Origin of the sequence: Nocardia cyriacigeorgica, from assembly GCF_010858045.1 — a bacterium.
Taxonomy (GTDB): Bacteria; Actinomycetota; Actinomycetes; order Mycobacteriales; family Mycobacteriaceae; genus Nocardia; species Nocardia cyriacigeorgica_E.
In genome coordinates this window covers 24,334-36,888 of record NZ_JAAGVC010000021.1, presented here as the reverse complement: position 1 = coordinate 36,888, position 12,555 = coordinate 24,334, and the positions used below count along the sequence as shown (strand labels likewise).

13 protein-coding genes are annotated in these 12,555 nt (G+C 68.1%); 2 read left to right on the top strand and 11 right to left on the bottom strand.

From position 1 onward, the window contains the following. Positions 1-112: 112 nt before the first annotated feature. Positions 113-772, bottom strand: coding sequence for a response regulator transcription factor (locus GV790_RS18330; protein ID WP_163814552.1), 660 nt, complete (start codon positions 770-772; stop codon positions 113-115). Between the two features lie 46 nt (positions 773-818). Beyond that, complete coding sequence (locus tag GV790_RS18325) at positions 819-2,189, bottom strand: MFS transporter (protein WP_163814551.1); 1,371 nt, start codon at positions 2,187-2,189, stop codon at positions 819-821. A gap of 222 nt (positions 2,190-2,411) precedes the next feature. Between GV790_RS18325 and GV790_RS18320 the strand changes: the two genes are divergently transcribed. Continuing rightward, a complete protein-coding gene (locus tag GV790_RS18320) occupies positions 2,412-2,855 on the top strand; it encodes an Hsp20/alpha crystallin family protein (RefSeq protein WP_163814550.1) in 444 nt (147 codons plus the stop codon). 33 nt (positions 2,856-2,888) lie between these two features. On the opposite strand, the gene GV790_RS18315 is transcribed toward GV790_RS18320, so the two are convergent. The 9 genes from GV790_RS18315 to infA form a co-directional block, all read right to left on the bottom strand. Continuing rightward, entirely contained in the window at positions 2,889-3,719 is an 831-nt protein-coding gene (locus tag GV790_RS18315) for an LLM class F420-dependent oxidoreductase (RefSeq protein WP_163814549.1), read from the bottom strand. 70 nt (positions 3,720-3,789) lie between these two features. Continuing rightward, on the bottom strand, positions 3,790-4,647 hold the full coding sequence (gene truA, locus GV790_RS18310) for a tRNA pseudouridine(38-40) synthase TruA (protein ID WP_163814548.1): 858 nt from the start codon (positions 4,645-4,647) through the stop codon (positions 3,790-3,792). 107 nt (positions 4,648-4,754) lie between these two features. Then, positions 4,755-5,279, bottom strand: a complete 525-nt coding sequence (gene rplQ, locus GV790_RS18305; RefSeq protein ID WP_163814547.1) for a 50S ribosomal protein L17 — start codon at positions 5,277-5,279, stop codon at positions 4,755-4,757. Positions 5,280-5,325: 46 nt separating this feature from the next. Continuing rightward, positions 5,326-6,384, bottom strand: coding sequence for a DNA-directed RNA polymerase subunit alpha (locus GV790_RS18300; protein ID WP_014349149.1), 1,059 nt, complete (start codon positions 6,382-6,384; stop codon positions 5,326-5,328). 103 nt (positions 6,385-6,487) lie between these two features. Continuing rightward, a complete protein-coding gene (gene rpsD / locus GV790_RS18295; RefSeq protein ID WP_036533322.1) occupies positions 6,488-7,093 on the bottom strand; it encodes a 30S ribosomal protein S4 in 606 nt (201 codons plus the stop codon). A gap of 22 nt (positions 7,094-7,115) precedes the next feature. Then, positions 7,116-7,529 (bottom strand): 30S ribosomal protein S11, encoded by a 414-nt coding sequence (gene rpsK, locus GV790_RS18290; RefSeq protein WP_014349147.1) that lies wholly within the window; start codon positions 7,527-7,529, stop codon positions 7,116-7,118. Positions 7,530-7,538: 9 nt separating this feature from the next. Beyond that, positions 7,539-7,910 carry a 30S ribosomal protein S13 gene (gene rpsM, locus GV790_RS18285; RefSeq protein ID WP_014349146.1) on the bottom strand — a complete coding sequence of 124 codons (372 nt, stop codon included), beginning with the start codon at positions 7,908-7,910 and terminating at the stop codon, positions 7,539-7,541. A 215-nt stretch (positions 7,911-8,125) separates the two neighbouring features. After that, on the bottom strand, positions 8,126-8,239 hold the full coding sequence (rpmJ, locus tag GV790_RS18280; protein ID WP_003938068.1) for a 50S ribosomal protein L36: 114 nt from the start codon (positions 8,237-8,239) through the stop codon (positions 8,126-8,128). A 144-nt stretch (positions 8,240-8,383) separates the two neighbouring features. Beyond that, positions 8,384-8,605, bottom strand: a complete 222-nt coding sequence (infA, locus tag GV790_RS18275; RefSeq protein ID WP_003418601.1) for a translation initiation factor IF-1 — start codon at positions 8,603-8,605, stop codon at positions 8,384-8,386. A 395-nt stretch (positions 8,606-9,000) separates the two neighbouring features. On the opposite strand from infA, the gene GV790_RS31210 reads away from it, so the two are divergent. Continuing rightward, entirely contained in the window at positions 9,001-12,504 is a 3,504-nt protein-coding gene (locus tag GV790_RS31210) for a MinD/ParA family ATP-binding protein (RefSeq protein WP_309139011.1), read from the top strand. Positions 12,505-12,555: the final 51 nt, after the last annotated feature.

The window sequence follows — 12,555 nt, the reverse complement described above, 5'->3', positions numbered from 1 at the left end:
CTCATCAGGGCGCCGATCAGCCGTGCCCCCGATCGGTGAAACACGGACCCCGAACCCAGCCGAGCCGATCGCGGCGGCATCGGCGTGTCCGGGCAACCGGCCGGTGCCTGGCTCACTCGCCCCACCGATACCCGTAGCCGCGAATGGTGGTGATCAGGCCGGGCCGGTTCAGTTTCGCCCGCAACCCCGTCATGTGCACATCGAGCGAGCGCGAGACCGCGACGAACGCGTCACCCCAGATCCGGTCCATCAGCTGCTGCCTGCTCACCGCCGAACCCGGCCGCTCCACCAGCACTTCGACCAGCTCGAACTCCTTCTGGGTGAGTGGGATCGGGGCGCCGGCCACCTCGACCACCCGAGCGCGCAGGTCCACCCGGACGTCACCGGTCACCACCTCGGTCCGCTCCTGCTGTGCCACCGCGGCTGCCCGGCGCATCACCGTTTCCAGCCGTGCCATCAACTCCGCGATCCGCGGCGGCTTCACCACATAGTCGTCGGCGCCGCCGCGCAATCCGCGCACGATGGAACGTTCATCACTGCGCGCGGTGAGGATGAGCACCGGCACCGCGCTCACCTCCCGCAGCTGGCGCAGCACCTGCAGGCCGTCGGCATCGGGCAGACCCAGATCGAGCAGCACGGCGTCGTAATCGCGGTGGGCGATGAGCAGATCGGCGCCGCGGCGCATGCGATCGGCCCGGTAGCCGCGCGCCGAGAGCGCCTCCACCAGGGCATCGCCTACGCCGTCGTCGTCCTCGACCACCGCAAGCCGCACGCGCCGATCCTCCCATATCGGCAGGACCGGCGCGGGCAGCGGACGGTCAGGCACGTACGGCGGCCAGCTCCGGTTCCGGCTGGGCCGAATCGGTATCGACGGCAGCTTCGGCGTCGATGGTGGACTCGGCCGAGGTCTCGCGCATGAAGTAGTAGGTGAGCAGCGAGACCGCGATGCATCCGGCCACGTAGAAGAAGTACAGCGACTCCAGGCCCGCCTTCTTCAACGCGAGCGCGATCATCTCGGCGGTGCCGCCGAAGATCGCGACGGTGAGCGCGTACGGCAGCCCGACACCGAGCGCACGGATCTTGGTCGGGAACAGCTCGGCCTTCACGATCGCGTTGATGGAGGTGTAGCCGGTGATGATGACCAGTGCGGTCATCATCAGGCCGAACGCGGCGAACGCGTTGGTCGTGTGGGCGAGCACCATCATGATCGGCACGGTCAGCAGCGTGCCGCTGACACCGAAGAAGATCAGTAGCTTGCGGCGCCCGATCCGGTCGGACAGTCCACCGGCCAGCGGCTGCAGCACCACGAAGACCAGGAGCGCGGCGAAGTTGATCCAGGCGACGGTGTCCTTGGAGATACCGGAGGTGTTGATCATGAACTTCTGCATGTAGGTCGTGTACGTGTAGAACGCCACGGTGCCGCCCAGGGTCAGGCCCACCACCAGCAGGCATTCGCGTGGATACTGCAGCAGCACCCGCAACGAACCGCGCGAGCTGCTCGCCGCCGGTTCGGACGACTCCGGCTTTCCGGCCACCGCCTTGAACGATTCCGATTCGTCCATGCCACGCCGCAGCAGCATCACGACGATGGCGCCACCGGCACCGATCAGGAACGGAATGCGCCAGCCCCAGCTGTGCATCTGCTCCGAAGTCAGCAGCTGCTGCAACACGATCTGCACGCCGAGCGCGGTCAGCTGGCCGGCCACCAGCGTCACGTACTGGAAGCTGGAGTAGAAGCCGCGACGGCCCGCGGAGGCCACCTCCGACAGATAGGTCGCACTGGTGGCGTACTCGCCGCCGACCGAAAGACCCTGCAGCAGCCGCGCCAGCAGCAACATCACCGGGGCCGCGATGCCGATGGTCTGATAGCCGGGGGTCAGCGCGATCATCAGCGAACCGGCGGCCATCACCGTCACCGACAGGGTCAGCGCGGAGCGGCGGCCGAAGCGGTCGGCGTAGCGTCCGAGCGCCCAGCCGCCGATCGGGCGCATGATGAACCCGACCGCGAACACCGCGGCGGTCGAGAGCAGCTGCGCGGTGGGATCGCCATCGGGGAAGAACGCCTTCGCGAAGTAGACGCTGAACGCGGCGTAGACGTACCAGTCGTACCACTCGACGAGGTTGCCGATCGATCCGCGCAGCACGTTCGCCACTACTCGCCGTTCACCACCGGCCTGTGTCGTTGTCACCTGGACCCTCCTCTTATCAGCGCGGCTCTGCGCCGTCGGAGTCCACTGTGTCGGCAGTCACAAGCCGAAGGGAAGCCGCGCGGGCGGTTCCTAACTTTCCCTTAGGACGATCGCACCGGATCTAGCACTCTCGACCCGAGAGTGCTAACTTTGGTGGTGCACAGCTTCCGGCGCCCGTCGCCGTGGCGGTCGCCGTCGGGAACGAAAACGGAGGTGATTGCTGTGCTGAGGTTCGATCCGTTCCATGACATCGATGCTGTAGCCCGCCAGCTGCTCGGTGAAGCGACCGGCACCAGCCGCGCTCCGCGTTTCATGCCGATGGATCTGTTCAAGGCAGGCGACCACTATGTGCTCAACGCCGACCTGCCCGGTGTCGATCCCGGATCGGTCGATGTGAGCGTGGACAACGGAACGCTCACCCTGCGCGCCCAGCGCACCGCCCCGAGCGAGGAAGGCGTCCAGTGGATCGCCTCCGAACGCTTCTCGGGCACCTACATGCGGCAGCTTTCCCTCGGCGACAACGTCGATACCGACAACATCAGCGCCACCTACAACAACGGGGTCCTCTCGGTCACCCTGCCGATCGCCGAACGCGCCAAGCCGCGCCGGATCGAGATCACCGGCGGCGGCTCGGGGCCGAAGACGATCGAGGCCGGATCGAGCTGATCTCGAACCGGATTACCTGAGACGACAGACGGATCAGGCCGGTGAGATCAGCGCCGGCGCCAGCGCCCGCAGGTCGGCCAGGTAATCGGGGCCGAGCGGCTGGACCGCGAGATGGTCTGCGCCCGCGTCCAAGTGGGCGCGCAGCCGCTCGGCCACCACATCCGCGGAACCGTGCACGGCCAGCGCGTCGATGAGTCCGTCGCTACCGGGCGCGGTGACGTCGGCTTCGGTGAATCCGAACTTGCGCAGATTCCGCACGTAATTGCCCAGACCCAGATACATCTGCACGACCGGGCGGGCGGTCTCGCGTGCGCGGTCGGCGTCCTCGTCGAGCACGAACTTGTGCTCGACGGCCAGCCCGGCGGGCCCGAGGGTCTCCCGCGCGAAGGCCGTATGCGCCGGCGGGACCAGGTACGGCAGCGCGCCCGCGGTGCGTTCGGCGGCCAGCTTCAACACCCGCGGGCCCAGCGCGGCCAGCGCCCGCCGACTGCGCGGCACACCGGCCTTGTCCAGCTCGTCGAGGTAGTCGACCAGTGCGTCGAAGGGCTTGCGGTATGGATCGTTGAACTCCGGGTGGCCTACGCCGATGCCGAGCAGGAAACGGTTCGGGAAGCGGTCCTCGAGCCGGTGGAACGATTCGGCGACCTCCGCGGCCGGCGCGGTCCAGACATTGACGATGCTGGTGGCCACGGTCAGCGTTTCGGTGCCGGCCAGCAATTCCTCGACGCCGGGCAGCGCCGCCGGTGGCGAACCGCCGAGCCAGAGGGTGCTGTAGCCAAGCCCCTCCAGTTCCTTCGCCTCCTCGGGCGTGACGCCCTTGTAGCCGCGCCACACACCGAACTTTCCGAGCCCGTCGATAGTCATAGTCGATGCGAACTGCGGTGCGGCCGAGTTTATTTCCACGGGCACATCGCGGGCTCACCACCCGGCCGACTCAACTACCGCAGCAACCACTCTCACCTGGGACGGTGCGCATCTCCCTGGTCTGCGCGTTGCGCGCGGCGAGCTCGGCGTCGGCCGGGTAATCGACGGCGATGAGGCTGAGACCATGCGCCGGCGCCACGGTCACCGCGCTGGAGCGGGTGCGCTCGGTGAGCAGCTCGGCGGTCCATTCGGGAGCGCGGCGCCCCTCACCCACCGCGAGCACCGCACCGACCAGACTGCGCACCATCGACCAGCAGAACGCGTCCGCACTGACGTAGGCCGTCAGCAGATCGCCTTCCCTGGCCCAGTCGAATCGCTGTAGTTCACGCACCGTCGTCGCGCCCTCGCGACGGCGACAGAAAGCGGCGAAATCGTGCAGGCCGAGCAGGTTTCGGGAGGCGGCCCGCATGGCATGCACATCGAGGCCGGGCCGGCACGGCACCACACCGCGCGCTTGCAGCGGTTCGGCGCCGTAACGGGCAGTGGTCAATCGGTAGGCGTAGTGACGGCGGATGGCCGAGAAGCGGGCGTCGAACTCCGCTGGCGCGACGCGGATGTCCTTGATGCGCACGTCCTTCGGCAGGAACCGCGCCATGCGATGCACGAGTTTGTCCTGATCGATCGCGGCGGCGGTATCGAAGTGCGCGACCTGACCTTCGGCGTGCACACCCGCGTCGGTGCGCCCGGCCACCGTCAGCGCGACGGTCTCGCGCAGCACCTTACCCAGCGATTCCTCCAGCACACCCTGGACCGTGCGCAGCCCGGGCTGACGGGCCCAGCCGATGAAATCGGTCCCGTCGTAACTGATGTCGAGCCGGTACCGGGTGGTCTCCGGTGCCTGGATCTCGTTCGCGTCCTGCCCGCTCACCACGGCCTCCTCGGAAAGTGAACGAGCCCGCCCACCCGAAACGGGTAGACGGGCTCGTTCGGCGAATTCAACGCGTCACGCGCATCCCGGGGAACCGGGACCACGACTCACGCCTTGTCGTCGGCCTTCTCGTCCGCGGTGGCCTCGGCCTCGGGAGCCTCGGTCTTCTCCTCGGCAGCCTCGGCGGCGGTGTCCTCGGCGGCTTCGGCGGCAGGCGCCTCGGCCTTCTTGGAGGCGGCCACGCGACGGGCGCGATCGGCTTCCCTGGTCACGGTCTCGCCGCGGACCAGTTCGATGATCGCCATCGGAGCGTTGTCACCCTTGCGAGGCAGCGCCTTGATGATGCGGGTGTAGCCACCCTCGCGACCCTCGAACGAGGGGCCGATCTCGGCGAAGAGCGAGTGCACGACGTCCTTGTTGCGGATCACCTTGAGCACCTCGCGACGGTCGGCAAGAGTGCCGCCCTTCGCCTTGGTGACAAGCTTCTCGGCGTACGGGCGCAGCGCCTTGGCCTTGGCCTCGGTGGTCGTGATCCGACCGTGCTCGAAGAGCGCCGTGGCCAGATTGGCGAAGATCGCCTTCTGGTGCGACGCCGACCCGCCGAAGCGGGCACCCTTCTTGGGCTTGGGCATTGTTGGTTCTCCTTGAGTAAGACCCCGGGGCGCCTACCCCAGCGGCCTAGAGCTGTTCGGTTTCGGCGTAGTCCTGCTCGCCGCCGTCGTTGTCGCTGAAGTTGCCGCTGTCGGACCAGGTGCCGGTGGCCGCGTCGTAACCCACCACGCTGGAGGGGTCGAACGAAGCCGGGCTGTCCTTGAGCGAGAGGCCGAGCGCGTGCAGCTTGACCTTGACCTCGTCGATGGACTTCTGGCCGAAGTTACGGATGTCCAGCAGATCCGATTCGGTGCGTGCGACCAGCTCGCCGACGGTGTGCACACCCTCGCGCTTGAGGCAGTTGTAGGACCGGACCGTCAGGTCCAGATCCTCGATCGGCAGACCGAACGAGGCGATGTGATCCGCCTCGGCCGGCGACGGGCCGATCTCGATGCCTTCGGCTTCGACGTTCAGCTCACGGGCCAGGCCGAAGAGCTCGACCAGGGTCTTGCCCGCCGAGGCGAGCGCGTCCCGGGCGCTGATGGAGTTCTTGGTCTCCACGTCCAGGATGAGCCGGTCGAAGTCGGTGCGCTGCTCGACACGGGTGGCCTCGACCTTGTAGGTCACCTTGAGCACCGGGGAGTAGATCGAGTCCACCGGGATCCGGCCGATTTCCGCACCGGACGCCTTGTTCTGCACCGCCGGGACGTAACCGCGACCGCGCTCGACGACCAGCTCGATCTCGAGCTTGCCCTTGTCGTTCAGGGTGGCGATGTGCATGTCCGGGTTGTGCACCACGACGCCGGACGGCGGGACGATGTCATCGGCGGTGACGGTGCCGGGGCCCTGCTTGCGCAGGTACATGGTGACCGGCTCGTCCTCCTCCGAGGACACGACCAGACCCTTGAGGTTCAGGATGATGTCGGTGACATCTTCCTTCACCCCGGGGACGGTGGTGAACTCGTGCAGGACGCCATCGATGCGGATGCTCGTCACCGCGGCCCCCGGGATCGAGGACAGCAGGGTACGGCGCAGCGAGTTGCCGAGGGTGTAACCGAAGCCCGGCTCGAGGGGTTCGATGGTGAACTTCGAGCGGTTCTCCGCCACGACCTCTTCGGTCAGGGTCGGACGCTGGGAAATCAGCATGTGGATCATCCTCCTTTGTGGGCGCCCGCTATTTGACGCCTCGTCTAAGGGTTGTGCGTGATCGCCCGGGACGGACGATCACGCACCAGCAGCGGAGCAGCTGTTACTTCGAGTAGTACTCGACGATCAGCTGTTCCTGCAGCGGCACATCGATCTGGGCGCGCTCGGGCTCCTGGTGGACCAGGATGCGCAGGCGGCCAGGGATGACCTGGAGCCAGCCGGGGACCGGACGGTCGCCGACGGTCTCGCGCGCCACCTGGAACGGCAGCGTGTTCAGCGACTTCTCCTTGACATCGATGATGTCGTACTGGGTGACGCGGAAGGAGGGAACATCCACCTTCCGGTTGTTCACCAGGAAGTGGCCGTGGCTGACCAGCTGGCGGGCCTGGCGGCGGGTGCGCGCCAGACCGGCGCGGTACACGACGTTGTCCAGACGGGTTTCGAGCAGGCGAAGCAGGTTGTCACCGGTCTTGCCCTTGAGGCGGTTGGCCTCTTCGTAGTACCGGCGGAACTGCTTCTCCATCACGCCGTAGGAGAAGCGAGCCTTCTGCTTCTCCTGCAGCTGGAGCAGGTATTCGCTCTCCTTGATCCGCGCGCGGCCGTGCTGGCCGGGCGGGTAGGGGCGACGTTCGAACGCCTGGTCGCCGCCGACCAGGTCGACGCGGAGGCGACGGCTCTTGCGCGTTGCGGGTCCGGTGTAACGGGCCATTGTGGTCTACCTTCCTTTCCCGTTAGACGCGACGCCGCTTGGGCGGACGGCAGCCGTTGTGCGGCTGCGGGGTGACATCGGAGATCGTGCCCACTTCCAGGCCCGCGGCCTGCAGCGAACGGATCGCGGTCTCGCGGCCCGAACCGGGGCCCTTGACGAACACGTCGACCTTCTTGACGCCGTTCTCCTGCGCCTTGCGTGCCGCGTTCTCGGCGGCCAGCTGCGCGGCGAACGGGGTCGACTTGCGCGAACCCTTGAAACCGACGTGGCCGGAGGACGCCCAGGAGATGACGTTGCCGGACGGGTCGGTGATCGACACGATCGTGTTGTTGAACGTGGACTTGATGTGCGCGTGGCCGTGCGGGACGTTCTTCTTTTCCCGGCGACGCGACTTCTGGGTCTTCTTGGGGCCGGAGGCCCGTGACTTCGGAGGCATCGGTTATCCCTACTTCTTCTTGCCGGCGACGGTCTTCTTCGGACCCTTGCGCGTACGCGCATTGGTCTTGGTGCGCTGGCCGCGCACCGGCAGGTGGCGACGATGACGCAGGCCCTGGTAGCAGCCGATTTCGATCTTGCGACGAATGTCGGCCTGCACCTCACGGCGCAGGTCACCTTCGACCTTGAACTCCGAGGCTTCGATGTAGTCGCGCAGCTTGGTCAGATCGTCGTCGGTCAGATCCTTCGACCGCAGATCCGGGCTGACCGAGGTCGCCGCCAGGATTTCCTTGGCGCGGGTACGGCCGATACCGAAAATGTAGGTCAGTGCGATCTCCATGCGCTTTTCGCGCGGGAGATCGACGCCCATGAGACGTGCCATGTGGCAGTTCCTTAATCGTTGCGGAGGTCTGCTCCCTGTCCGTCCCCTCGTCGTGGCGGGGCCCCGGCCTCCGTACCGGGGGTTGGCTCATGCACCTCGGGGGTGAACCCGAATTCCGCAGTGCACGGCTGGAGCTGGGAGTTCTTCTCGGGCGAGTGGCGCTCGCCCATTCAATTGGTGTGCCAATCCGAACCGCGTTCGGTGCTTGGCTGGTGTCAGCCCTGACGCTGCTTGTGGCGCAGGTTCTCGCAGATCACCATGACCCGGCCGTTACGGCGGATCACCTTGCACTTCTCGCAGATCTTCTTGACGCTCGGCTGAACCTTCACGTCCGTCCAATCTTGTTGTGGTTCACACGTGCTGTGAACACAGCTTTTCCCCAGCCTGCCGGCTGGGGAATTCCTGTTTCCCCCGGTCCGTGGATCGAGGAAGTCTTGTGGGCAGCCAATCGCGAGCAGGGACCGCTCGCCGACTCACTTATAGCGATAAACGATACGGCCGCGGGACAGGTCGTAGGGCGAGAGCTCGACGACCACACGGTCCTCCGGCAGGATGCGGATGTAGTGCTGCCGCATCTTGCCGCTGATGTGCGCGAGAACCTTGTGCCCGTTCTCGAGCTCGATCCGGAACATCGCATTGGGCAGCGGCTCGACAACTCGACCCTCGACCTCGATGGCCCCGTCTTTCTTCGCCATATCCTCCGCGATCCCGGTTATGCTCAACCTGGTCTGATTGGTGGTACCGCCCGAATGCAACCGGTCGGTATGGACTGCTTGAGCCCGGACCGGTCGCATGCGAACAGTCGGCGCATAGGTGCACCGCCGCTCAAGCTTACCGGCAGGCGCCCGATCGGGCAAAACACGCCCACAGTCCCCCATCGCGGGGCTCTCGGCGCACGGCGCGGAGCACCCACCGCGAGCCTTCCCATCGGAGCACCGCCTGCCCCGTGCGTGGTTCGGAGGCGGCGGCGAAGCGTAACCACGCAGAGCCTGCGGGGCAGGCAAATGTGGGAACTGCCTCGACCACGCCGGACCCCGGCTGTCGCGTAAACTGACCGCTGTCCGAGGTCCAGCACATCAGAGGGGGATGCGTGAGCCGCAGCAATGACGGCCTCCCCATGCTGCCGCCGTGGCTCTCCGACAGCGAGGTCACCCAGGTCGGGCAGCAGATCGACTACGAAGCCCCACCGGTTCAGAACCTTCCGCACGACGAACTGATCGAGGACACCCCCGCCCCCAAGCGCCGCTTCAAGCGGCCGGCTCCCGAGGGCGACCGCTCCGACGCCCCCGGCCCCCGCAAGGAGAAGCGCCGCAAACCCTGGCGCCGGGACAAGAACGACGACCACCAGGTCGAGGAGCACGCCGACGAGCGTAATGAGGTCGGATCTCGCACGTCGCGACCCGGAGATCAATGGTCGAACCCACCGCGGCAACTCGACGGCGGCAGGCAGAGCGCGCCGCCGTTCGAGCAGCGCCCGGCCGACTACCGGCCTGCGGACCGGTCCCCCGAATCCGGTCCGGCCGACCCGTATCAATCCGCCCCCACCCAGCAGCCCTACCGCCCGGGTCCGGACAACTCATGGCAGCAGGGTCCGGCTCAGACCGCCGACCGTCCGTCGGCGCAACTGCCGACCCGCACCCCGAGCGAACCGCCGGCCGAGTTCCAGCCGCTCGGGCCGCGCCCACCACAGCCGCCGGTCGATCAGCAGCCGATCTCGACCGAGGCGACGGTGCATCTCGGCCCGCGCTCGCATCCACCCGCGCCGCCCGCTCCACCGCAGGCCCCGACTCACACCCCTGCACCGCAAACTCCGATCGCACCGCTGCCACACGCCTCATCGCCGCAGACTCCGATCGCACCGCAGCCGCACGCCTCGTCGCCACAGATCCCGCTCGCACCGCAACCGCCGCAGCGACACGCGCCGACGCCACAGACCCCGATCGCACCGCAGCCGCAGCCGCACGCCTCGTCGCCGCAGACCCCGATCGCGCAGCAGCCGCAGCCGCACGCCTCGTCGCCACAGACCCCGATCGCGCAGCAGCCACACGCCTCCTCACCGCAGAATCCGATCGCGCCCCCGCAGGCAACCTCGGCCGACGCGACTTCGACGGCTGATCGACCGGCAGTCTCCGAGCGGGCTTCCTCGCAGGGTGGCCCCGACGCGTCGTCCGTCGACCGCGCGGAGACGCCGACCGCGGAGCCGCCATCGTGGTTGGAGGGACCGCGGACCGCCGAAGGTGATCAGGCCGAGGGCCGCGAGACCGGCGAAGGCAGCGGAACTTCCGCCGGTGCAACTCCAGCGACAGCGCAGACCTCCCCCGATGCGACATCGAATCGAACGTCCGGCTCGCAGACGTCGGCATCCGCCGCGGGTGCCGGACCCGCCGAGGCACCGCCGGCGTGGCTCGCGCCGGCGGACTCCGCGAACACGCCCGAGCAGCCGACCGCCCAGCGCCCGCTGCCGCGGCTGCCCGACCTGCCGCCACCGCCGAGCCGGCCCCGAGCTTCCACGGACGCAGCCGAATCGGTGCCGAGTAACGCTGCGAGCGATCCTGCGTCGGCTCCCGATGCCGACGATCGAGGAGCCCCGAGCGATCTGCGGACCGATTCGGCGACCGGCTCGCCGAAACCGATCTCATCGACACCGGCCGATGACGTCGCGGTGCGCCGTCCTGATGAGGCACCCCGCTCAGCGCAGTCGGGTGCCGTCGAGCGGGCCGTCGATCCGAACCGCGCCCCGGCTTCGGAGGGTCGCCCTAGCCCGGCGGACAGTGCGGTGTCGGCCACGCGTGGCCGGCACTGGCTGCCGTCCGAGGGGCCGGACGCGTCGGCAGACCAGGTCCGCGCCACTCCGGCCGACGCTGCCGAGGCACGTCCGCAGCAGGCGGCGCCACCGGCGGCGGACGGCCCCGTACCGGGCCAACCGCAGAATCCGCACGCCGCGGCTTCGCCCCATACGTCGGGCTCCGAGCACCCGCTGCCGTCCCAGCCGGTCACCGGCATCGGCAGCGGCCCCGAGCAAGCCCGGCCGACCACCCCCGAACAGTCGTGGCACACCGGGCAATCCGCGGCCGAGTCCGCGGTCGGGCCGTCACCTATCGCCCAGCCGCCGCGCTCCTTCGCGGCACCGGTGAGCGAGTCGGCTCCCGCAGTCGAGCCGGAAGCTGGCCGGGGTGGATCGCAGAGCATCTACACCACGCCTGCTACCCATTCGTCCGGCTTCGAGCGCCCGCAGCCGTCGCAACCGATCACCGGCACCGAGCAGAATTCGTTGCGAGCGCCCGAACATCCGTCGCAGGCCGGGCCGCGTGGCGCCGACCAGCAGGGTCGACCGGGACCGAACGCCCCGCAGTGGCAGGGCCCGGTCACACCCGGCCCCGAGGCGCCGGGGCCGCATCATCCAGCGCCCATGCGCGCGCCGAGCGATCAGGCGCCGGGTCCGCACGGTTATCCGCAGGCCCCGGGCCCGATGGCGCCGAATCGAGCTCCGCTCTCTGCACCGGGTCCGCACGCCGCACCGGAATATCCTTCGGCGCCACAGCATCCGGTACAGCCACAGCATCCTGTTCCGCCGCAGCATTCCGCGGCGCACGGTGCGAACCCACCGCAGCAGCCCGCGCAGCCGCAGCAGTGGGGCATGCAACAGCAGCCACCGGTGCCGACACCGTCGCTGGACAATGTGCCGATCCGAGGGCGCGCGGCCAAGAAGCCTGCGGGCTCCGGCTGGCGTAAGGCGGTGCACCATGTGTCGGGCGGCGCCATCAACCCGGGCATGTCGGCCGAGGAACGCCGGTTGCAGGAGTTGGTGGCGCGGATCCGGCAGCCGGTGCGAGGCGATTACCGCATCGCGGTGCTCTCGCTGAAGGGTGGCGTCGGCAAGACCACGACCACCATGGGTCTGGGCTCGACCTTCGCCTCGATCCGCGGCGACCGAGTGATCGCCGTCGACGCCAACCCGGACTTCGGCACCTTGTCGCAGCGGGTGCCGTTGCAGACCCGGTCGACGGTGCGCGACCTGCTGCTCGATTCCTCGATCCAGCGCTACTCGGACGTGCGCAGGCACACCTCGCAGGCCACCAGCCGACTGGAAGTACTTGCCAGTGAACGCGATCCGGCGGCGTCGGAGGCGTTCAACGAGGACGAGTACCGGGCCGTCGCGCGAATCTTGCAGCGGTTCTACAACATCATCCTCACCGACTGCGGCACCGGTCTGATGCACTCGGCCATGGCCGGTGTGCTGGAGCTGGCACATTCGCTGGTGTTGATCTCATCCCCCGCGATCGACGGCGCCCGCAGTGCCGCCGCGACACTGGACTGGTTGTCGCTGCACGGGCACGACCATCTGGTGCGAAACGCGGTGGTGGTGATCAACTCTCCACGCGCCGGATCACCGAATGTGGGCATCCAGCAGTTGCGCGAGTACTTCCTGTCGCGCTGTCGCGCGGTGCACATCATCCCGTTCGACCAGCACATGTCCGAGGGCGCGGAGATCGATCTGCACCGGCTGCACAAGCAGACCAAGCGGGCATATGTGGAACTGGCGGCGACGGTCGCCGATGATTTCGCGACCGATCACCGCCGCTACCGGGGTTGACGAGAGGTGGCGGCCGTTACCCGGCCGCGACCTTCTCAGCACACTGTTCCG